The 21,589-nt window shown below is 59.0% G+C and carries 22 protein-coding genes; 15 read left to right on the forward strand and 7 right to left on the reverse strand.

The genetic code is table 11. The features are described from left to right. Nucleotides 1-18 precede the first annotated feature (18 nt). The 9 genes from G7W63_RS12155 to G7W63_RS12195 are packed head-to-tail and all read left to right on the forward strand — an operon-like array spanning nt 19 to nt 7,110. On the forward strand, nt 19-513 hold the full coding sequence (locus tag G7W63_RS12155; protein WP_166258094.1) for a Na+/H+ antiporter subunit E: 495 nt from the start codon (nt 19-21) through the stop codon (nt 511-513). Continuing rightward, entirely contained in the window at nt 510-794 is a 285-nt protein-coding gene (locus G7W63_RS12160) for an MrpF/PhaF family protein (protein WP_166258097.1), read from the forward strand. Before G7W63_RS12155 ends, G7W63_RS12160 begins: the two co-directional genes overlap by 4 nt. Then, nucleotides 787-1,098 carry a monovalent cation/H(+) antiporter subunit G gene (locus tag G7W63_RS12165; RefSeq protein WP_166258100.1) on the forward strand — a complete coding sequence of 104 codons (312 nt, stop codon included), beginning with the start codon at nt 787-789 and terminating at the stop codon, nt 1,096-1,098. The genes G7W63_RS12160 and G7W63_RS12165 overlap by 8 nt, the downstream gene beginning before the upstream one ends. After that, nucleotides 1,095-1,385, forward strand: a complete 291-nt coding sequence (locus tag G7W63_RS12170; RefSeq protein ID WP_166258103.1) for a Na(+)/H(+) antiporter subunit B — start codon at nt 1,095-1,097, stop codon at nt 1,383-1,385. The genes G7W63_RS12165 and G7W63_RS12170 overlap by 4 nt, the downstream gene beginning before the upstream one ends. Then, nucleotides 1,382-2,077 (forward strand): Na(+)/H(+) antiporter subunit B, encoded by a 696-nt coding sequence (locus G7W63_RS12175; RefSeq protein WP_166258106.1) that lies wholly within the window; start codon nt 1,382-1,384, stop codon nt 2,075-2,077. The genes G7W63_RS12170 and G7W63_RS12175 overlap by 4 nt, the downstream gene beginning before the upstream one ends. Continuing rightward, nucleotides 2,074-2,439 (forward strand): NADH-quinone oxidoreductase subunit K, encoded by a 366-nt coding sequence (locus tag G7W63_RS12180; protein ID WP_166258108.1) that lies wholly within the window; start codon nt 2,074-2,076, stop codon nt 2,437-2,439. The genes G7W63_RS12175 and G7W63_RS12180 overlap by 4 nt, the downstream gene beginning before the upstream one ends. Then, a complete protein-coding gene (locus G7W63_RS12185) occupies nt 2,436-3,899 on the forward strand; it encodes a complex I subunit 5 family protein (protein WP_207308939.1) in 1,464 nt (487 codons plus the stop codon). The genes G7W63_RS12180 and G7W63_RS12185 overlap by 4 nt, the downstream gene beginning before the upstream one ends. Further along, nucleotides 3,896-5,392 carry a complex I subunit 5 family protein gene (locus G7W63_RS12190; protein ID WP_166258111.1) on the forward strand — a complete coding sequence of 499 codons (1,497 nt, stop codon included), beginning with the start codon at nt 3,896-3,898 and terminating at the stop codon, nt 5,390-5,392. Before G7W63_RS12185 ends, G7W63_RS12190 begins: the two co-directional genes overlap by 4 nt. Continuing rightward, nucleotides 5,392-7,110, forward strand: coding sequence for a complex I subunit 5 family protein (locus tag G7W63_RS12195; protein WP_166258114.1), 1,719 nt, complete (start codon nt 5,392-5,394; stop codon nt 7,108-7,110). Before G7W63_RS12190 ends, G7W63_RS12195 begins: the two co-directional genes overlap by 1 nt. Here the strand turns inward: G7W63_RS12195 and G7W63_RS12200 are convergent. Next, nucleotides 7,082-8,461: an ATP-binding protein gene (locus G7W63_RS12200; protein ID WP_166258117.1), complete on the reverse strand. Its 1,380-nt coding sequence runs from the start codon at nt 8,459-8,461 to the stop codon at nt 7,082-7,084. The two genes, G7W63_RS12195 and G7W63_RS12200, sit on opposite strands and share 29 nt — an antisense overlap. Further along, the gene (locus G7W63_RS12205; protein ID WP_166258120.1) at nt 8,448-9,113 is read right to left on the reverse strand and encodes a response regulator transcription factor; all 666 of its coding nucleotides are present in this window, start codon (nt 9,111-9,113) and stop codon (nt 8,448-8,450) included. The genes G7W63_RS12200 and G7W63_RS12205 overlap by 14 nt, the downstream gene beginning before the upstream one ends. Nucleotides 9,114-9,301: 188 nt before the next feature. Between G7W63_RS12205 and G7W63_RS12210 the strand changes: the two genes are divergently transcribed. The 3 genes from G7W63_RS12210 to G7W63_RS12220 all read left to right on the forward strand — a co-directional run bounded on the left by G7W63_RS12210 (nt 9,302) and on the right by G7W63_RS12220 (nt 12,371). Next, nucleotides 9,302-9,841: a cupredoxin domain-containing protein gene (locus G7W63_RS12210; protein ID WP_166258123.1), complete on the forward strand. Its 540-nt coding sequence runs from the start codon at nt 9,302-9,304 to the stop codon at nt 9,839-9,841. A gap of 62 nt (nt 9,842-9,903) precedes the next feature. Beyond that, entirely contained in the window at nt 9,904-11,622 is a 1,719-nt protein-coding gene (locus G7W63_RS12215; protein WP_166258126.1) for a copper resistance system multicopper oxidase, read from the forward strand. 2 nt (nt 11,623-11,624) lie between these two features. Further along, entirely contained in the window at nt 11,625-12,371 is a 747-nt protein-coding gene (locus tag G7W63_RS12220; protein ID WP_423202292.1) for a copper resistance protein B, read from the forward strand. Nucleotides 12,372-12,397: 26 nt separating this feature from the next. Here the strand turns inward: G7W63_RS12220 and G7W63_RS12225 are convergent, their stop codons facing one another. Continuing rightward, a complete protein-coding gene (locus G7W63_RS12225; protein WP_166258129.1) occupies nt 12,398-12,538 on the reverse strand; it encodes a DUF2256 domain-containing protein in 141 nt (46 codons plus the stop codon). Between the two features lie 71 nt (nt 12,539-12,609). On the opposite strand from G7W63_RS12225, the gene G7W63_RS12230 reads away from it, so the two are divergent. Beyond that, nucleotides 12,610-14,298: an HAD family hydrolase gene (locus G7W63_RS12230; protein WP_166258132.1), complete on the forward strand. Its 1,689-nt coding sequence runs from the start codon at nt 12,610-12,612 to the stop codon at nt 14,296-14,298. 34 nt (nt 14,299-14,332) lie between these two features. Here the strand turns inward: G7W63_RS12230 and G7W63_RS12235 are convergent, their stop codons facing one another. Next, nucleotides 14,333-14,722, reverse strand: a complete 390-nt coding sequence (locus tag G7W63_RS12235; protein WP_242634399.1) for a DUF6746 family protein — start codon at nt 14,720-14,722, stop codon at nt 14,333-14,335. A gap of 289 nt (nt 14,723-15,011) precedes the next feature. Further along, a complete protein-coding gene (locus G7W63_RS12240) occupies nt 15,012-16,544 on the reverse strand; it encodes a cryptochrome/photolyase family protein (protein WP_166258135.1) in 1,533 nt (510 codons plus the stop codon). A 193-nt stretch (nt 16,545-16,737) separates the two neighbouring features. Here G7W63_RS12240 and hemN point away from each other — a divergent pair, with 193 nt between their 5' ends. Both hemN and G7W63_RS12250 read left to right on the forward strand, forming a co-directional pair. Next, on the forward strand, nt 16,738-18,168 hold the full coding sequence (gene hemN / locus G7W63_RS12245) for an oxygen-independent coproporphyrinogen III oxidase (protein ID WP_166258138.1): 1,431 nt from the start codon (nt 16,738-16,740) through the stop codon (nt 18,166-18,168). A gap of 374 nt (nt 18,169-18,542) precedes the next feature. Beyond that, nucleotides 18,543-18,980, forward strand: coding sequence for an RrF2 family transcriptional regulator (locus G7W63_RS12250; protein ID WP_166258141.1), 438 nt, complete (start codon nt 18,543-18,545; stop codon nt 18,978-18,980). A gap of 17 nt (nt 18,981-18,997) precedes the next feature. Here the strand turns inward: G7W63_RS12250 and narL are convergent, their stop codons facing one another. Together narL and G7W63_RS12260 are read right to left on the reverse strand one after the other, a co-directional pair. Continuing rightward, complete coding sequence (narL, locus tag G7W63_RS12255) at nt 18,998-19,651, reverse strand: two-component system response regulator NarL (protein WP_166258144.1); 654 nt, start codon at nt 19,649-19,651, stop codon at nt 18,998-19,000. Nucleotides 19,652-19,680: 29 nt separating this feature from the next. After that, complete coding sequence (locus G7W63_RS12260) at nt 19,681-21,552, reverse strand: histidine kinase (protein ID WP_166258146.1); 1,872 nt, start codon at nt 21,550-21,552, stop codon at nt 19,681-19,683. Nucleotides 21,553-21,589 lie beyond the last annotated feature (37 nt).

Consider the following 21,589-nt stretch of genomic DNA (forward strand, 5'->3'; position numbering starts at 1 on the left):
GCCACACAAGGAGAGTGTATGGAGGCAGTCAGGGATGGTGTGTTCAGGGGCCTGGCACTGTATCTGCTCTGGTGGGTGCTCACAGAAGGCGATAGCTCAGGCCTGACCGCGGGCCTTGTGATTACCGTTGCCATCACTCTGATTTCCCTTGGTCTTTTTCCTGCCTCCCGCTACAGGATCCGCCCGGTCGCCGCTGTCGGTTTCACGGTTCATTTCCTGCTGCGATCCGTTGCCGGAGGTACGGATGTGGCCCACAGGCTGCTCAAACCCCGTCTCGACATCAAGCCAGGCTACCGCACCTTTTATACCACGCTTCCGAAAAACGGGCCGCGCTGGCTGTTGGCCAATACTCTTTCACTAACCCCCGGAACGATCAGTGCCAACCTGAAGGGTGACTGTCTGGAATTGCACTGTCTGGATATCACCGCGGTTACAGAAGACGACTTCAGAGATACCGAAGCACGGGTGGCAGCCATGTTCAGCCAGCGCTCCCGGCACGAGGTTGAGCAATGACTCTTGTGTTCTATGTGGTGGCTACCTTCCTTCTGCTGACATTGCTGGTGGGCCTGCTGCGTATCTGGCGTGGCCCGGCTGCGGCCGACCGGATGCTGGCTTCCCAGCTGTTCGGCACGACCGGGGTTGCGCTGATGCTTGTGCTGGCGGAAGCCCAGGCTATGGCGTCGCTGCGGGATGTAGCTCTGGTACTGGCGATCCTTGCGGTTATGGCGGTGGCCGCCTTTGTGACCCGGGTGGTTCGCATTGACCGTGAGCCAGATGGGGACCCCGATGATTGATGCATTGATCAGCGCTCTGCAGGTTCTGCTACTGGCGACTGGCTGTGGTTTTTTCGCAGTAGGGACACTGGGGTTGTTTCGCCTCCCTGATGCGGTAACCCGACTTCACGCATTGACCAAGGCAGACAACCTGGGACTGGGCCTGATTGTACTGGGTCTTCTGCCCTCCATGCCTGGTGTGGCCGCAGGGCTGAAAATGATCCTGATCTGGTTGGTGGTTCTGGCCACCAGTGCCACCTCGGCGCACCTCATTGCCCGAGCCGTTGAGTCCTCTGAAACCGACAGTACCGGGAGGAGCGAATGACCGAATGGCTGCTTGACGGTTTGCTGGTATTCACCCTTCTGATGACCGCCTCGGCAACGCTGGTGTCCCGTGACCTGTTTCGGGCCGTGGTGCTGTTCATCGCCTTTGGCCTGGTTATGGCGGCCTGTTGGGTCCGGCTGGATGCGCCCAATATCGCCCTTGCGGAGGCAGCCATCGGGGCTGGTCTGAGTGGCGTGCTGTTCCTCGACGCGGTCAGTCAGTTGCGCAGGGGGCAGACACGAAAACGGAGTGCCTCGGCAGACCAAAGCCCGGAGGCAGGAACATGAAGGCTTGGTTCGCCACTTTTGTCGTGCTGGCGGTCTGCGTCGCCTTCACCGGTTTGCTCGCCGTTACGGTGTGGGATATTGCCCAGACACCAGCCCTGGTGCAGCTTCCTGCAATGGTGGCTGAAAAGCTTTCTGAGAGTGGGGTAAAAAACCCGGTCACTGCGGTGCTTCTGAACTTCCGCAGCTACGATACCCTGCTTGAAATCGGCGTTTTAGTGATTGCCGCCATGACAGGCATCTCCATGGCCAGAACTCCGACCCTTGAAGACCCCGAGCTGCGCACCAGCAATGAGCTGCTTTTTGCCCTGCAGCGCTGGTTCGTGCCGCTGATGCTCATGGTGGCCGGTTACCTGTTATGGGCCGGCTCGGATCGTCCCGGAGGTGCGTTCCAGGCTGGTGCTGTGCTGGCTGCGGCCGGAGTACTGATGCGACTCGGGGCCCGGCCGATGAATTTCCTGCGCCCGGGTATCCTGCTTCGGCTGGGGCTCGTTCTGGGTTTCGCGGTGTTCCTCGTGGTGGCGCTTGCCAGTGCCTTTGCCGGCGAAGCCTTTCTGGATTACCCAGAGGGCTGGACCAAGGTGCTCATCGTCACAATCGAGGCCGTTCTTACCCTGTCCATTGGCATGGTGTTGCTGGCGCTGTTCGTGGCGGGACCTGTCAACGAGTATGGGGAAGAGGACGACCCGGTATGAGTGCCCACCTTCTTTACGCCTTCGGTGGTGTGGTGCTCTGCGGGATGGGGCTCGGAGGCTTCATCCTGCTCTCCCACCTGCTGCGCAAACTGCTGGCGTTCAACATCATGGGCTCTGGTATCTTCCTCATACTCGTCGGACTTGCGCAACATGGGGGCGGCGCTGAGCCCGGCATGGACCCGGTGCCCCAGGCCCTGGTTCTGACGGGTATTGTGGTTGCCGTTTCAGCGACGGCTCTGGCCCTTGTGCTGATCAGGCGATACTACTACCTGACCGGGCAGACGGTACTTGAATCCAGCGCAGAATCCGGCCGTCGAAACAATGATGACGATCCAGGGTCCAGAAAGGACGGCGCTTTATGACCACCTGGTTAATGGCCGGCCTGCTGTTCACACCTCTTGCCTGGGCGGCCATCACGCTTCTGCTCAGCTTTCGTAATGGCCGGTGGGTCAGCTGGCTGGGCATGCTGGTGCAGGTTCTGGTGTCCGTCGGGGTCTGGCTGCTGGTTGTCGATAGGGGTGAGTTTTACCACGGGCTGGGCGGATGGGATGCCCCCCTTGGTATCGAGCTTCGGGTGGATGGGCTGGCGATCATATTCGTGCTGCTGACTGCCACCGTGGCCACCGCCTGTGGCTGGCACGCGGGCATGTACCTGGACAGCGACAAACCCTGGCAGAAACACTTCTGGCCCCTGTTCTGGTTTTTATGGGCCGCACTGAACAGCGTCTGGTTGAGTGGTGATCTGTTCAACCTCTATGTCGGGCTGGAGGTGATCACCCTGACGGCCGTAGGGCTGGTGGCGGTGGGCGGCCAGGCCGATGCCCTGCGTGCAGCGCTGAGATACCTGTTGGTTGCCCTGGTCGGGTCCATGGCCTACCTGCTCGGGGTGGCGCTCGTGTATGGCGAGTTCGGGGTCCTGTCACTGGCGGTTGTCCGGGAGCTCCAGGCTGAGAATGGTGTGGGCATGACCCTGCCCCTGGCATTGATGCTGGGCGGGCTGGCGGTAAAGAGCGCGCTCTTCCCCATGCATGGCTGGCTGCCACCGGCCCATGGTGTCGCCAAGTCCCCGGTGAGTGGACTCATGTCCGGACTGGTGGTGAAGGCTTCGTTTTATATAGCGGCGCGGCTGTGGCTGGAGCTCGGGCATGAGGCCGGCAGCCTGGCTCTGGCCCAGGTGCTGGGGGTGCTCGGAAGCGCTGCGGTGGTCTGGGGCAGTTGGCTGGCCTTGCGTCAGAAAAAGCTCAAACAGGTGGTGGCCTACTCGTCAGTGGCGCAGATAGGGTATCTGTTTCTGTTATTCCCGCTCACCCTGTCGGTAAGCGAGGCTGTGTCGCTGCAGGCCCAGCAGGGCGTGACGCTGCAGGTAGTCAGTCACGCCCTGGCCAAGGGGGCCATGTTTCTTGCCGCAGGCAATCTGATCCTGTCAGTGCGAAGCGGCGAAGTTGACGCGTTGGCGGGGGTCGGGCGCTTCCTGCCTTTTTCGCTGTTTTCCTTTGGCCTTGCCGGTGTGTCCCTGATGGGCCTGCCTCCATCCGGTGGTTTCGCCGCCAAATGGCTGCTACTGCAGGCCAGCCTGGCAAGTGGCCAGTGGTGGTGGGCGCTGGTGCTGCTGGCCGGAGGGCTACTGTCGGCACTTTACGTGTTCCGTATCTACCAGGCGTCCTTCGTTCAGGACAGCGACCTGGATGAGTTCTATCACCCCCCTCGCAGCCTTGAGCTGGTGCCGATGATTCTGGCGCTGCTGGCCCTGGGGCTAGGCCTGGTAGTGGACCCCATGCTGACCCTGCTCGGGCGCCCCTTCGGTGAGGGGTCGGTGCCATGAGTCTGCCGTCCCTGCTGCCCCTGTTTGCGTTGCTGACGTCGCTGGTGGCCTCGGTGGTGATCTTCTCCCTGCCGGAGAAAAGCTATCGGCTGCAGACGACAGTCAACCTGGTAGCCGCTCTGTTGAAGATGGGGCTGGTTGCGTTCATGGCATGGGGCGTCTTTCACGACACTGAGTACCGGATCGGATTTACGGTCATGCCAGGGGTTGAGTTTCTGCTCAAGGCCGATGCCCTCTCAATGATTTTCGCCGGCTTGTCAGCGGTGCTCTGGTTCCTGACCACCCTCTATGCCGTGGGCTACCTTGAACATTCGCCCAATCGTAGCCGCTTTTTCGGCTTTTTCAGTCTCTGCGTCGCCAGCACCATGGGGATTGCCCTTGCGGGTAACCTGTTCACCTTCTTTCTGTTTTACGAAATGCTGACGTTATCCACCTATCCGCTCATCGTTCACCGGGGCACGGCCCAGGCGCTCAGGGCAGGGCGCACCTACATTTTCTATACCCTTACCGGCGGTGCTGTGCTTCTGCTGGGGGTTGCCTGGATGCACGGCCTGGCAGGTGGCTTGGAATTTGGCCAGGCCGGACAGCTGGGCGAAACCGATCCCGCCCTGTGGGATTCCCTGCGCATTGTGTTCGTGATCCTGATTGCCGGCCTTGGCGTAAAGGCGGCCCTGTTTCCGCTCCATGGCTGGCTACCCCAGGCCATGGTGGCGCCAGCGCCGGTTAGTGCCCTGCTGCACGCGGTCGCGGTGGTCAAGGCCGGGGCCTTTGGCATCGTCCGGGTGGTGTTTGATCTCTACGGCACTGAATTTACCCACGAACTGGGTCTGCTGGAACCGCTGGGGTGGCTGGCGGCCTTCACCATTCTCTTTGGTTCAGTCAGGGCGCTGATGCAGTCGGACCTGAAGCGCCGACTGGCCTACTCCACCATCAGCCAGATCTCGTACATCATCCTGGGGCTTACCCTGCTGGGACCCATCGGCACCGCGGGTGGGCTGGTGCACCTGCTACATCAGGGCATGATGAAAATAACGCTGTTCTTCTGTGCCGGAAACTACGCCGAAACCCTGGGGGTGCACCGGATTGACGAACTGGATGGTGCCGGACGCCGGATGCCCGGTACTTCTGTCGCCTTTACCATAGGGGCGTTTGGCATGATCGGGGCGCCACCCCTGGCCGGTTTCATTACCAAGTGGACTCTCGGCACCGGTGCGCTGGCGGCGGACATGGGATGGGTGATAGGTGTGTTGCTGATAAGCAGCCTGCTCAATGCCGCCTATTTTCTGCCCATAATCCACCGTCTGTGGTTCCGCAAGGCGCCCAACGCCTGGCCCGAAGAACAGAGCTGGGGCCGGTTTGAAACCAAGGCCCTGCTGCTATGGCCCCCGGTCGTTACCGCGGTCATAACGGTACTGTTCGGGCTGTTGGCAGCCATGCAGTTCAGTCCTCTGTCCTGGGCAGAGCTGATCGCTTCCAAGGAGTTCTGGTCGTGATGGCCCTGTTCCCCCCACTGGTGCTTGCCAGTGTGTTGCTCCCGCTGCTATTTCCCCTGCTGGCCCTGCGCCCTGACTGGGCCAGGCTCATGACTTACGCGCTCCCGTTGCTACCCTTGCCGGCGCTCTTTGTGGCGATATTCAGCACACCGGGTTGGGAGCTGGAGCTGCCGGCCCTGCTGATGGGCAGTGTCTGGCAAATGGATGAACTACGGCAGCTGTTCCTGCTGCTGACGGCCGGGCTCTGGACGACCGCAGGCTGCTTCGCCATCGGATACATGGGGCCAGAACACCTGCGCAGGTTCTGCGTGTGCTGGGGGTTCACCCTGGCCGGCAATCTCGGCCTGATCATGGCCGGCGACATCGCCAGCTTCTACAGTTTCTTTGCCCTGATGACCTTTGCCGCCTATGGGCTGGTGGTCCACGAGGGAACGGACAATAGCCGTCGTGCCGGAAGGGTATACATCACCATGGGCATGCTTGGCGAGATGGCCATGCTGGCAGGCTTCATCATGGTGGCTCAGCAGGCAGGCAGCCTGTTGATGGCGGACATTCCGGCGGCCATCGTCAATGCCGACAACCAGGACCTCATCGTAACCTTGTTGGTGGCGGGTTTCGGGGTCAAGGCCGGCCTGCCATTGCTGCATTTCTGGCTGCCCCTGGCGCATCCGGTCGCGCCGACCCCGGCCAGTGCCGTTTTAAGTGGCGCCATGATCAAGGCCGGTCTGCTGGGCTGGCTGCTGGTTTTGCCGTTGGGTGAACTGGCATCGCCTGGCGCCGGAAGTACCCTTGCTTTGTTCGGGGCAGTGGCTGGCCTGGGCGCCGCCGTGGTGGGTGTCTGCCAACGTGACCCCAAGGCCGTGCTGGCCTATTCCAGTATCAGCCAGATGGGTCTGATGACCATTATGACCGGAGTCGCCCTTTCGGATCCGCAAAGAGCCCCTGTGCTGCTGCCGGTTATTGCCCTGTACGCCCTTCACCATGGCTTCGCCAAGGGCGTGCTGTTTCTTTCCACCGCCGTGGCTTTGCCGTCCGGAAGGTGGGCCCGTGGTCTGGTCTGGCTGCTGATAGCGCTGCCGGGTCTGTCCCTGGCCGGCCTTCCCTTTACCAGCGGTGCCCTGGCCAAACTGGCGAGTAAAGAGGCGCTGGCGTCGGAGGGTCTGGGGTTTGCCTGGGCAGGGCATCTTTCAATGGTATCTACGGCAATCTCTGTGGCCACCCTGCTGCTGGTTTTGCGTTTCCTGTATGTGCTGCCAGCCAAGGTCAAGACTGGCGGCCGGCCAAACGTGCTCTGGCTGGGCTGGAGTGCCGCTACGGCCACCAGCCTGGTGCTGTTCTGGGTCATGCCCTGGCAGGTGGATGGGCTGGTGAAAGCGCCTGTGTGGCTGCCCTCAGGGGCCAAGTTGTGGCAGCTGTCCTGGCCCCTGCTGACCGGTCTGGCGATTGGCTTGGTTGCCGGCCGGCTGGTTTCCCGGGCGCCGGCCATTCCCCAGGGGGATGGTGTGGTTGTCCTTGAATTGCTGGCCGGGTCCGTCAAAAAGGGGGCGGGGGGCGTGGCCAGGCTGGGCACCCGGCTCGGCTCGGGCGGAATGGCCGCCAGGTTGATGCTGCATACTCGAGCCGCCATCGGCCTGTGGGCAGATGAGCAGGAACGACATCTGCGCCATCGCACGGTACTGGTGATGGTGGTTATTGTCCTGATTCTGACCTGGCTTTAGCGGGCAAGCCGGCAACCGGCAGGGCTACCCTGGCCTCAAGGCCGCCCCTGGGACCGGGCCTGAATACCAGTGTGCCTCCGTAGCGATCGGTTATTTCGCGGACTATGGCAAGCCCCAGCCCGTGGCCAGGCACTTGCTGGTCGAGCCGCATGCCTCGGGTGCCAAGCTCGCTGAGCAAGGCCGGGTCTACCCCTGGCCCATCGTCAGACACGGTTATCAGCAGCTGTTCCCGGTGTTCTTCCAGGCTCAGGGTGATGGAGTTTTCCGCCCATTTCCCTGCATTGTCGAGTAAATTACCCAGGATTTCACTAAGGTCATGCTCTTCAATTGGCCAGCGATGATCCGGATTGAGGGCGGTCTCCAGTTCAAACTGTTTCTCCGGATAAAGCCGCCCCAGCATCCAGAGCAGATCCCTTGCCTGGACCGCCGGCGGCGCTGATTTACCGATCTGTGGCCCGGCGAACTGGCTGCGACGCATTTCCGCTTCCAATTGCCGGTCTATGTCTGACAGGCGTTGGGCCATGTGTTTTCGCAGGGGCAGGTCGAGGTCACGGGTATCGTCCTCCAGCACCTGCCGAAGCGCTGATATGGGTGTCTTGATGCTGTGGGAGAGGTTGGCCAGGGCCTCACGGGACCGGGTCAGGCGCTGATCGAGGGTGTCCAGTAGCTGGTTAAGCTGTTTAACCAAAGGCTGGAACTCATCTGGGACGTTTACATCGAGCCGGGTCTGTTCACCCTGTTGCAGCGCTTGCAGAGCGTACCGAAGCTGACTCACTGAACCCAGGGCCAGACGGATGGCGAGCCAGATCGCAAGTACAAGAAGCACAAGCAGCCCGGCCGATACGACAGCGGTCCAGAGATGCAGTTCCCGCTGGCTATGTTCCAGGCTGGTAAGGTCTTCGGCAACAACGATCACCACGGGCTCGCCGTTGATGGTCAGGACACGACGGTAGGCGAGAAAGTCAGTAACGGCTTTGCCAGAATCCGCGGCAGGAGAAGAGCGGATAAAACCGCTGCTGGCATCGGAGAGCAAGGGTTTCAGTGCGCCGCCCCAGAGTTCGGGCGAAATATGGACATCGGACCCGACGCGTAAGGCAAAGGCGTGGTGAAAGACTTCCTCAAAATAGTTGCCTTCGGCGATATCACGGATGCCCGCCTGGCCGGATTGGCGAAGCTGGTGCTCGAGGAAGGCGACTTCATCCTGCAGGCGGCTTTCCACAAAGTCGTTGGTCATGCGTTCCAGTAACAGGCCATGCACCAGCCAGGCGGCCGTCATCAGCGCAATGGTGGTGGGCAACAGCATGATCAGAAGCCGTTGCCGTATTGAGCGCGCCGGCCTAATCCAGCGCATTGAAAATATAACCCTGGCCCCGACGCGTGGAGATGGCGTCGTGACCGATCAGTTTCCTGAGCCGGCGGATGTAGGCTTCGATGGTATTGCCGGTTGGGGCATCACTCAGGCTATAAAGCTGTTCCAGGAGCTGCTCTTTGGAGTAGAGCTGCCCAGGCCGGCTCATCAGACATCTCAGGAGCCGAAATTCCGTGCCTGTGAGGGAGTGCTCCTGACCCGACGGAGTTCGCAGGCGCTGGCGATTTTCGTCCAGCTCAAAGCCGCCGGCACGTATGCACGACTCAACACGGCCCTCGCTGCGACGAATAAGGGCACCCAGCCGAGCCAGCAGTTCTTCAATCTGGAAAGGTTTGGCCAGGTAATCGTCGGCGCCGGCCTTGAGGCCGTTCACCTTGTCCTGCCAATTGCCTCGGGCCGTGAGGATCAGCACCGGGGTTAACGACTTGCCTGCCCGCCAGAGTTTCAGCACATCAAGGCCATTGCCGTCGGGCAGGCCCAGATCCAGCACCACAATCCGGTAGTTTTCCTGCTGACCCAACTGGATAGCGCCCGCGGCCGTACCTATCTGGTCAACGGAAAAACCGGCAGCGCTCAGCTGGCGGTTCAGGCTGTCCGCAAGCAGGGGATCATCTTCAACAAGTAACAACCGCATGATCACTCCCAGGTTTACCTGAACGCATTGGCGGGTGGGACTGAATTTAAACACAAAGTTTTAGTACTGGAAATTCAGTAAGGATTCAGTTTACCCGGGCATAGTACCAGCCTACGCCTGCATTTTTTGAGGTCTGTCGCTCCGTACCCGAACACGGGCGGCGCTTTTGCTTCTGCGAGGAGAATAGGATGTCGATAAAGTTCCGGATGCTTGTGGGTGCCATGGCACTGGCCCTGACAGGCGGAGTTTACGCTGCCGGTGAGCATGGCGGCCATCATGGCAGCGGTGGCAATGGCGCTGGCGAACCCGGCGACGCCAGTGACGTTTCACGAACCGTTGAAGTGGTCATGTACGACAACTACTACGAGCCTGAAAACATCTCGGTCGAGAGCGGCGAAACCGTACGATTCAAGGTCTGGAACGACGGTGCTCTCGTCCACGAGTTCAATATCGGTAGCGCCGAAATGCATGAGGCCCATCAGCAGGAAATGCAGATGATGGTGGAGCATGGCGTTCTGAAGGGCGACCATATTGACCACGACATGATGAATATGGATATGGGCGACGGTCATTCCATGAAACACGACGACCCCAACAGCGTTCTGCTGGAACCCGGCGAGAGTGCGGAAATTATCTGGACGTTCACGGAGGCGAGCGACCTGGAATTTGCGTGTAACGTTCCGGGGCATTATCAGGCAGGCATGTACGGCGATATTGAGTTCAAGTGACAAAGAGCAGTTTGGCAGACAGGGCAAAGTCTTCGGGATCAGGTTTTAAAAGGCAGGTTTTCATGGGGAAGTACTGGAGTTCGTTAATTCTCGCGCTGGCGCTGCCGGTCTGGGGCCAGGCGGAGGAATACAATCTTTCGGTTGACCGGGTGATGATTGATACCGGTGGGTTCGTCAAGGAAGGCATTGGCTACAACGGGGCATCCCCCGGGCCGGTGCTTCGCTTCAAGGAAGGAGAAGAGGTCACCATCAATGTGACCAATAATCTGGACGAGATGACGTCCATCCACTGGCACGGGCTCATTCTGCCGTTCGAGCAGGATGGTGTGCCAGGCATCAGTTTTCCGGGTATTCCACCGGGCGAGACCTTCACCTACAGATTTCCTGTCGTTCAGAACGGCACTTACTGGTACCACAGTCACTCCGGATTTCAGGAGCCAGCCGGGGCCTATGGTGCCATTATTATTGACGCCGAGGGGCGGGAGCCCTACCGGTACGATCGTGAGTATGTTGTTCAGCTGACCGACAAGCATCCCCATTCCGGCGATCGCATACTGCGCAACCTTAAAATGTCGGCGGACTACTACAACCGGCAACAGCAGACAGTCGGCGACTTCTGGCGTGAATCATCGGAGCAGGGCTTCCTTGCGACGCTGCGGGATCGCATGATGTGGGGCGACATGCGGATGATGAAAGCCGACATAGAGGATGTTCAGGGCTTTACCGGACTTATCAATGGCAAGGGCCCCGAGCAGAACTGGACCGGCACCTTCGAACCCGGCGACCGGGTCCGGCTGCGCTTTATCAATTCTTCGGCCATGACCTACTTTGATGTGCGCATACCGGGCCTGAAAATGACTGTGGTGCAGGCGGACGGCAACAATGTCCAGCCGGTCACGGTCGATGAGTTCCGGATTGGCGTGGCTGAAACCTACGACGTGATCGTTCATATCCGGGATGCCAAAGCCTTTACCCTGTTTGCCGAATCCATGGGCCGCTCGGGCTATGCCCGGGGGACCCTGGCGCCGGAAGAGGGCATGACAGCGGAAGTGCCTGAGCTGCGTGAAGCGCCTTTGCTGACCATGGCCGATATGGCCGGCCACATGGACCACGGCGATATGGATCATTCCAGTATGGAAGGCATGGATCATTCCGATATGGAAGGTATGGACCACTCCAGTATGGAAAGTATGGATCACTCCAGTATGGAAGGTATGGATCATTCTGCCATGGAGAGCCAGGGCAATCCGGATCCGTTCTACGCGCCCGGCAGCGGTCTGGTGCCTGCCGCAGCCAATGGTGGCAAGTTCCTGTCCTATGCTGATCTCAAGGCCCAGAAGCCTCTGTATGAGGAGCGCGAACCCACCCGCGAGATTGAGCTGCGACTGACCGGCAATATGGAGCGGTACATCTGGAGCATCAACGGTATCAAATATGAGGACGCAGAGCCCATCAGGCTGCAGTACGGTGAGCGGGTCCGTTTCAAGTTTGTCAACGAAACCATGATGACTCACCCCATGCACCTCCACGGCATGTGGTCGATTCTCGATGTGGGTGAGGGCAAGTGGAATCCCATCAAGCACGTGATCAGTGTTGCCCCTGCCACCACCGTATATATGGAGACCGAAGTGGACGCGCCCGGCGAGTGGGCCTTTCACTGCCATCTGGCGTATCACCATGCCGCTGGCATGTTCCGCAAGATCATAGTCGAGGGCGGCCCCGACGAGAGTGTCAAATCACTAACCAAAGCCGCTGAAGCTCAGGATGGGGGCGAGTCATGATGTTGCGTTTACCGTTGGCCGTTGCCTGCTTCTCACTTGCCCTGGCGAGCCCAGCCACGACCTGGGCCGCACCGTCCGACGGTGGGCACAACGCACATCGTCACACCGTGAACAGTTTCTGGGGCGTGTCACTGGAGGAGTTTGAGTATCGTTACAGTGATTCTGATGACGAGGTTGCGGTATGGGACGGAGACGCATTCTTTGGCAGCGACGAGCTGAAGTTCCGCTGGATCTTCAGTGGCGAATGGGAGGAGGCGCATGATGCCTTTGAGTCCCTGGAAAACCAGTTTGTAGTCCAGACGCCCATTTCCGATTTCTTCGATGCCAAGGCCGGAGTTCGGATCGACACGCCGGAAGGGCCGGACCGGGTCTATGGCGTGCTCGGTATCAACGGTCTGGCACCTTACTGGTTTGAGGTGGATTCGAATCTTTATGTCAGTGACGAGGGCGATGCGTCGATCGACCTAGATGCCGAGTACGAATTGCTGCTGACTAATCGACTTATCCTGAGTGCCAGCCTCGACGTTTTGGTTGCCCTTTCCAGTGATCGGGAAATCGGACTGGGCAAGGGACTCAGCTCCACGGAAACCGGTCTGCGCCTGGGGTACGACCTCATTGACCGGTCCTTTTCGCCCTATCTTGGCATAGTCCACGAACGCAAGTACGGCGATACCGCCGATATCGCCAGAACTTCTGGTGGTAGCAAGGAAGACTGGTTCGCTGTGGTGGGCGCCCGGCTCATGTTCTGACGGTCCCTTGTGCCGGCGGGCCGTGCTCAAGCGGCATTGCCACGCCGGCGGCACCGTTCGCTGCAATAACGCACCTTCTCCCAGTCCCGTGCCCACTTTTTTCGCCAGACAAACGGACGCCGGCAGGCAAGGCAGGTTTTCGAGGGTAAAAAGAGTTTTTTGTGCATGGTTACAAAATGCGTTTAACTGGGAGGTAGATAAGCCCTAATACGCATGGATTGCTGCAGGAGACTGGTTGATGGGTCGTTTTTCCAACTCGGTTGCGGTTCCGTCGGTGCTGCTTTTCGATTGGCACGGCACCCTGGTGGACACCCATGACGCCATGTTCAGCGCCATGGAAGACATGCTGCTGCAGCTGGAAGAGCTGGGCCTGGTTGAAAGGCTGCTACCCGAGGAGCGCTGCAAGACGCCTGATGACGCCCGGCTGGTGCGCTATATCCGCATTTTCAGGCGTCTGCACCCCCGCATTCTCGCCGAGCGCAGGGTTTCCCGCACTGATATCTTCAACGCCATTTTCGGCGATGACCGCGACGCCCGGCTAATTGCTCACGAAGCCTACAACCACTGCTATCGCAAGTACTTCGGTCAGGTGAAACCCTTCCAGGAGGGGGTCTATGAATACCTGTGTGCCTGTCGGAAAATGGGTATCCGACTGGCCGTGGCCACCAACCGCAACCGGGAGTTCCTTGACCAGGAACTCATGACCGTTGATGGCGGGCGCTGGCAATGGCTCTTTGACACCACTGTCTGCGCCGACGATGTCACCCATTACAAGCCCGACCCGGAAGTGATACTCAGGGCGCTGGAAAACCTCAGTCTGCCTGCGGACGCAACTGCCTGGTACGTTGGCGACAGTTACGTCGATATGATCACGGCCCACAACGCTGGCGTAACCGCCATCTTCTACAATGGCGCCTGTTGGGAAACGGCCCGAATTGACAGCTGGTTCAGCAAACGGGATATGCCCAGTGCCATTCTGGACAGCTTCGAAGACCTTATGGACATGCTGGTGGCCATCGAGCGTCGCCAGACCGGGGCTTTCGCCCAGGACCCCGTCAGCGTCCGACCCCGGCACTTTCCACCGCCCAGGCCGCCGGAACCGCGCATCGAGGCGGACTGGCACCCGGCGGTCGCCAAGCTGATCAGACCCGCTGTTGTCCTGTTCGACTGGCACGCTACCCTGGTAGATACCCTGGATGCCATGTACCACGCGGTGGATGATATGCTGCCGGACTTCCATGAGTTGAAGCTGATGGACCGTATGGTGGCTCCCGAAGACAGCAAGACTCCGGAAGATGCTCGCCTGGTGTCCTACGTGCGTGAGTTCGCCAAACTGCATCCCAAAGTGAAGGCAGACCGGAAAATCTCCCGTACCGATATTTTCGAGGTGCTGTTCGGAGACGACGAGGCCGCCAAGAAAATCGCCCACATCGCCTTCAATAACCACTATCGCCAGCATTATGGCAACGTGTCGGCCTTCGAACCAAGGGTTCGGGATGTGTTGGAGGGGCTCCGTAAAATGGAGCGGCGTGTCGGCGTCATTACTAACCGGGACAGGGAGTTCTTCGAGCATGAACTGGCGGCGGTCGAGGGCACAGGCTGGAGCCACCTGTTCGATACGGCTGTCTGCGGCGACGATACGCCGCTGCGGAAACCTCACCCTGACCAGCTCCTGCTGGCGGCGGAAAACCTGAATTACCCGGCGGACCCCAGCGTCTGGTACGTGGGCGACAGCACAACTGACATTATTGCTGCCAAGCGCGCAGGCATGACCGCGGTCTTCTTCAATGGGGCCCAGTGGGACCTGCCCTGGCTGCAGAAAATCTTCCCGGGTACCCGTCGCCATCCGGACAAGCCGGACGTGGTGGTCAATGATTTCTCCGAGTTCTGGGCCCTGGTGCTGGCCTGCGACATCGGCCCGCCCTGAGTCCCTGGTCTCCGGGCTCGGGCCGTTGCTTTGACTACTGCTTGATCACTTTACCCGCGGTTTCCAGATACGTTGCGCCGCTAGCCGTGACTGTCGCCGGGTCGTTACTTTCTGATGCAATATGCACTTCTTCCAGTACATCAGCCAGGCCGCCGAGCTCATTGCGGATCTTCTCCAGGGCGTTTTCCAGGGTGTAGGTCATTTGATGGACTTCATGCATGTTCTGATCGCTCAGGGATTCCTTGCCCGTGATATTGGCCAGCTTTTCATTATATTCCATAAAATTTGCCACTGCCTGTTCAAGGGTCGTGGCTTTCTTGCCTTCGAAATGATCGGGGCGCTCTTCAGCAAAAGTGAGGGGGCTCAGAGCGAGTGTACTGACACCAAGTGAGCAAATAAGGGCAAGAGGCATGAAACGGTTCATATCAATTCCTTGACTGGGTTGGAGTGTTGGAAAGTCAGAGCAACCTTCATTAATGCTAATAATAATCATTATTGTTAACGCAGAGCAATGGTTTATTGTCGCGTTAGTCCAGACGCTTCCTTTACTCCTTTTTTCTTTGGCTCACGTCGATAAAACATTTGCAGGGGAAATATCGGGGTAGCTACTGATTCCTTGCGAGAGTGTTAATGAGACGACGGGTGAAGACCAGACTGATCAGGCTGTGTCTGTTTGTCGCAGGCAACAAAACCGTGGTTTGATAGGCGAAGCACTAGAGTTTATCGATGTTCGCCAGCAGCCACTCACCACGTTTGATCAGCGCCTGCCGCCGCTCCGGTTTCTGCTTGTCCCAGTTGCGGTACATCATGCCCATGCGGGGGTTACTGGCAAAGTCGTCCCGGTGCCGGTCAATAAAATGCCAGTACAGGGCATTGAAGGGACAGGCATCGTCTTCGGTTGCCTTGTTGACGTTGTACCTGCATTGGGAGCAGTAATCCGACATCCGGTGGATGTATTTGCCGCTGGCAGCGTAGGGCTTAGAGCCCAGGTAACCGCCGTCCGCATGCATGACCATGCCCAGGGTATTGGGCAGCTCGACCCAGTCGTAGGCGTCCACATACACCGCCAGATACCAGTCGCAGATCTCCCTGGGGAGCACGCCTGCCAGCAGCGCAAAGTTACCGGTGACCATCAGTCGCTGGATGTGGTGGGCGTACCCATTGCGCTGGGTTGCGTCGATGGTTTTATGCATACAGCGCATATCAGTTTCGCCGCTCCAGTAGAACCAGGGCAGCGGGCGGTCATTGCCCAGCCGGTTTTCGTCGGCATAGCCGGGCATGTGTAACCAGTAAAGGCCGCGCACGAATTCCCGCCAGCCGATAATCTGGCGTACAAAGCCTTCTACTGCGTTCAGGGGTGCGTGGCCTGAATAGTAGCGTTGGACGGCCGCTTCACAGACGGTCAGGGGGTCCAGTAACCCCATATTGAGATAGGGCGAAAGCACTGCGTGGAATAGCCAGTCCTCCTTGTCGGAGAGGGCGTCCTGGAAATCGCCGAACCAGGGCAGGGCAGAGTCCAGGAAATGGCTCAGTGCCGCGTCCGCCCCATCAGTCGTCACCGCAAAGTGAAAGTCATCGGTGGTGCCGAAGCTGTCCGGAAACCAGCGGTTTACCTGGCCAATGACCTCCTGCGTCAGTTGGTCGGGCTCAGCCCGGAACGGCGTAGGTGCGGGGGGCGTCCCGGACCATTTCTTTCGGTTGTCACTATCGAAGTTCCATTTCCCCCCTTCAGGCCCGCCCTCCGGGGTCATCAGCAGACCCGTCTTGCGCCGTAATTCCCTGTAGAAAAATTCCATGCGCAGCTGCTTGCGTCCCTCGGCCCAGTTCGCAAATTCAGCCTTGGTGGAAAGAAACCGGTGGTCGGGAAGAATATCTACTGGCAGCCCCAGTCTTTCATGCCATTGCCGGACCTGGTCATGGAGCCGCCACTCACCGCATTCGGTGGTGATGACCCTTTCAAAATTCTGCTTTGCCACCAGCCTGGCCACCACTGCTTCCAGGGTGGTCGCGGAATCGTCGGGGTGGTAACGCTGGTAGTGCACCTGCCATCCCTCACCGCTCAGCTGGTCGGCAAAATGGCGCATGGCGCTGAACACCAGTACCAGTTTCTTCTTGTGGTGGTTGGTGTAGGTGGCCTCACTATGCACCTCAGCCATCACCACCAGGTCCCGGTTCGGATCTGCGGCTTTCAGTGCGCTGAGGTCGGTGGTCAGCTGGTCACCCAGGATCAGAATCAGGTTGGTCATGGCGTTCAGGTCGCTCTCTTTAGGGGTAGAGAAAGTACGCTTTGGGGATAGAGAACGTACGCCTACAGGTGGAGGGTGGTTCAGCGGTGTCCGTGATAGTTTGATTGCAAGTGGAACTGACCTGGGTCAACAGGTTGCCAATGCCTGCCGATTAAACTTCTCGCTGTCTATTTCTCCCGAACTGAGGGCGCCAATGAACGCTACCATTATACAACCCGAATTCGAGAACGTGCCCCCGTTCGCCTGGGATGAGGCCCTGATCAAACGCTACGATCTGAGCGGACCCCGGTATACGTCGTATCCGACAGCGGTCGAGTTCACCCCTGAGTACACGGTTCGCCAGATGATGGAAGACGCGGCAATCAGCAGAGCCAGCGGCCGTGATCTATCCCTCTATACGCACCTGCCGTTCTGTGCCCACCTCTGTTACTACTGCGCCTGCAACAAGGTGATTACCAAGAAGCGGGACAAGGCCCAGCCCTACGTTGCCCGGGTACTCAAGGAAGCCGCAATACAGGCGGAGCTATTCGGCCCGGACCGGCTGGTCAAGCAGCTTCACTGGGGCGGGGGTACCCCCACCTTCCTGCCCCGGGACGTGATGCAGGAACTGATGGCCGGTTATGGCGAACTGTTTAACCTGGCAACGGATGAAAGCCGGGATTTCAGCGTTGAAATCGACCCGCGGGAAGTGGCCGAAGACACCATGGCAACCCTCCGGGAGTTGGGCTTCAATCGCATCAGTCTCGGGGTCCAGGACCTCAACCCGGTGGTACAGAAGGCGGTTAACCGCATCCAGCCCAAGGCAATGACCGAGGCGGTGCTGAATGAAGCCCGTGCCCTCGGCTTCCGGTCCATCAATCTCGACCTTATCTATGGCCTGCCCTTCCAGACACCGGCCAGTTTCGCGGAAACCCTGGAGCATGTGATCGAGATGTCGCCGGACCGCCTGTCGGTCTTCAGCTACGCTCACATGCCCCAGCGTTTCTATCCCCAGACCCGGATTCAGGGCGACACCCTGCCGTCGCCGGCAGACAAACTGACGATCCTTCACCAGACCATTAACCGCCTGCTTGAGGCCGGCTACCAGTACATTGGCATGGACCACTTCGCCAAACCCGACGACAGCCTGGCTGTGGCCCAGAGGGAAGGGCGCCTGCACCGGAACTTTCAGGGCTACACCACCCACAGCGACTGCGATCTGGTGTCGCTCGGGGTATCAGCCATTGGCCAGACCGAAAATGCCTATTTCCAGAATGACCACGACCTCCCTAACTACGAGGCCAGGATGGATGCCGGCGAACTGGCCATCATCCGGGGCGTGCGTCTGACCCGAGATGACCAGATCAGGCGCTGGGTGATTGGTCAGTTGATCTGCCAGTTCCAGCTGGACAGGGCCGAATTCAGGGCGCGGTTCGAGGAAGACTTCGACCGCTACTTCGCGTCAGAACTGCGCCACCTGCAGCTGATGGTGACGGACGGTCTGCTGAAAACGGACGGTGCCTACCTTCAGGTACAGCCCGCAGGGCGCCTGCTGATCCGGGCGATCTGCAAGGTCTTTGACCGTTACCGCTCGGCGGTGCATTTTCCTGAGGCCGTCAACCAGCGCTTTTCGCGCATCATCTGAACCATCCCTCTCAAGGATTGGTCCGGCCGCCGGTACCTCGGGTACCGGCTTTTTTATTTCCGGGGAATCATTTTAGTCAAAGCCTGGCTCATTCGAGGCTAAAGCTATATATCCTCTGCCTTTTTTTATTCTTGCCTGGCACGAGACGTTTGGCCAAGTTGATTTAATATGCATTCAGTGTAAATTAATTTTAAAAATAAAAGGTATTTTAGGGAACCGTTTGCAGAGATTGCACGTAGAGCATATTCAGTTTGAGTCGTTCGGTTCCTGAATCAGCAGGGTAGCTGCACAGGTTTCAAGGGAGAGGGCTGTCAGGCTCAAGGCCACGGGGTGGACACGGTACCACCAGTACTTATGTTGTATGGAGCCGGCGGATGCACATTACCCGTTACACAGATTACTCCTTGAGAGTACTGATTTTTCTTGCTGTTCAACCTGATCGTCTCGCCACGATTCAGGAAATAGCAGACAGCTACAGCATTTCCAAGAACCACCTAATGAAGGTCGTCCACCAGCTTAACCGCAAGGGTTATGTGGAAACCGTCAGGGGCAAGAATGGTGGGCTTCGGCTGAACATGGAGCCCAGGAACATCAATGTGGGCGTGCTGGTACGTGAGACCGAGCAGGATCTGCAGCTGGTGGAGTGCTTTTCATCAGACAACGGCTGTATCATTGCGCCGGTATGCGGTCTCAAAAATATGTTTGCCGAGGCCCTGGACGCTTTCCTGAATGCCCTGGACCAGCATAGCCTTGAGGAGCTTCTGCCAGCGCACAAGACCCCCCAGCTTATGAGACTGCTTCAGATAGCCTGAATAAAGCAGACGACCGACTAGCGGTGCAAGCCCTCTTCCACGGCCCAAACCGCCACCTCGACCCGGGACCTGAGGTTCAGTTTCTTGAGCAGGTGCTTGACATGCACCTTCACTGTGCCATCGCTGATGTCCAGGCGTCGGCCAATCATCTTGTTCGACAGTCCATCAGCAATCAGCTTGAGTATGTCCCGTTCCCGCGGCGTCAATGAGTCGTAGTCGGGCCGGGCAGCTTCGGGCTTCTGAGAGCGCAGTGCCTGGGCAAGCAGTGTGGTCAGGCGATCGCTGATGACCATGCGACCTACCGCGGCCTGGTGCAACTGGCGGAGCAGGTCCTCCGGCTCCATGTCCTTGAGCAGATAGCCGTCGGCACCCGCCCTCAAAGCGGCCACCACATCATCTTCATGATCCGAGACCGTGAAGATCACAATGCGGGCGCTGACATTTTTCGACCGCAGTATTTTCAGGGTTTCAATACCGTTGACTTCCGGCATGTTCAGGTCCAGCAGGATCAGGTCGGGCTCAAGCTCTTCGGCCCGGGCAACCCCGTCGGCGGAATTGCTCGCTTCCCCGACCACCTGCATGTCGTCTTCCATTTCGATCAGCTGCTTTATGCCCTGCCTGAGCAGTGGATGGTCGTCGATCAACAGAATACTGGCGGGTGTTTCCGACATGTGGCTCTCCTGGGGGTTAAGACTCATAGTCAGGACTCGGTGCTTGCCTGACGGGTAATAAGGTGGCGGCTCTTAGGCACAAAGCCAAGCTCAACGTTGACGCCGCCGCCTTCACGATTTTCAATAGCGATCTTGCCACCCAGCGTGCGGGCCCGGTCGTGCATGATGATCAGGCCATAATGCTGGGGTGGTTGTCCGCTTTCAGGCAGACCCTTGCCGTCATCCGTGACCCGTACCTGAACCTTGGGCGACCGAAAGGTGACGGCTACCTCGACCTGGGAGGCGTTGGCATGCTTGACCGTGTTGGCCAGGGCTTCCCGGACGATCTGCAGCACATGGATTTCCTCATTGGCCGACAGCATGGCCGGGGGAAGGTCATAGGTTAACTGGACAGGGTTGGGTAAACGTTCGCCGAATTCAATCACTGTTTCACGCAGGGCAGTGCCGAGATCAGGGGTGTCCAGCTTGAGGCGGAAGGTAGTCAGTAATTCCCGGAGCTGGCGGTAGGCACTGTTCAGGCCGGTGCTGAGCTCGTTGAGTATCTCGTTGTGGCGGTCTGTATTGTCCGGAACTATGTCGAGACGGCGCAGGCGGGCCACCTGCATCTTCAGGTAGGACAGGGACTGGGCCAGTGAATCGTGAAGTTCCCGGGCAATAATGGCACGCTCCTCCGCAAGGGTAAGGCGCTGCTGTTCGGTCATCTGGCGTTGCAGGAAAATGGCGGTGGCCAGCTGGTCACTCAGGGTTTCCAACAGGCGCCGTGCTGTCTCAGGCAGCCCCGTTCCCCCCGGGTACCAGACTTCCAGGGTGCCGAGCAGGTTGGTGGAGGTGCGGATGGGCAACATCAGACGGCGGCTTTCCGGATTTTCAAGGGGCGCATCGTCCAGTGCATGAGGCGAAACCAGGCAGGCGTTGCAGTCGTGGTCCCGACAGTAGTACGGACGTTCCTTGGCAGCGGTGGTGAGCGCCTGGACCGGCTCTAGCGAATTACGGTCATGAAGGTACAGGCGTATTGGGCCAATGCCCAGAAGCTCTTCCAGGTTCTGCAGCAGCGGTATGGCGCCATCGCATAGGTCGCCGCTGGCAAACAGGGAACGGCTAGCACTGTGGAGTAGCCGCAGGGCAGCATGGCTGCGTTCCAGGGCCTCGGTTTTTTCACTGGCTTCGGCTTCAAGGTCCCGGTAGCTGGCGCCGAGTTCTTCCGTCATCTGATCAAATGCCCGACCCAGCCTGCTGAGTTCGTCATCGCCCCTGAAGCCGGAGCGCTGGCTGAAATCTTTGCTGCCTACGGCAAGCGCGATGGTCAGCAGGCGTTTCAAGGGCTGGACGACCCGGATCTTGGTGTCGAAGTAAAGCGCTACTATGACCAGCAGGGTGACAATCAGGCTGACGATCTGTACCAGGTTCATCAGCCGGATTCGGGCTTCGGTGCGTTGTTCAAGAAGAGTGACCAGGGCATCCGCCTGATCGACCAGCCGTCCGACCAGCTGGTGCAGGGTTGCCGGTTCGGTCTCGACTGCTGGTCCCATCAGGAGTGGCTTCAGCTCTTCCAGCCATAACGCACTGATGGCGCCGTGCTGGCGAAAGATCTCATGGTCAGCGGCATCCGGAAGCACGCTGACCAGCGGCTGGCTGTGCAGGCGCTCGGTGAAGCGTTGCAGTTGGGCCTCCCACGCACCGGAGGCTGCCGGCACCGGGTCGGAGGTCTGGTCACGGAGCCGGTGCCACTGGGCCAGCATCTGAAAGCTCTGCATGCGCAGGGAGCCGGCGATGTTGATGGCGGTGGCACTGCCCTGGATGCTGCCAGAGACAGCCAGCGAAATCATGATGTTAATCAGCGCGACAATGCTGATAGCCGCTACCACGGCTCCAACGCGACGTACCAGAGAGTTTCGGAGCATCCGACCTACCTTGATAATAACTTCAATGAGCCCTTGT

This window comes from Marinobacter salicampi, assembly GCF_011074795.1.
GTDB lineage: Bacteria > Pseudomonadota > Gammaproteobacteria > Pseudomonadales > Oleiphilaceae > Marinobacter > Marinobacter salicampi.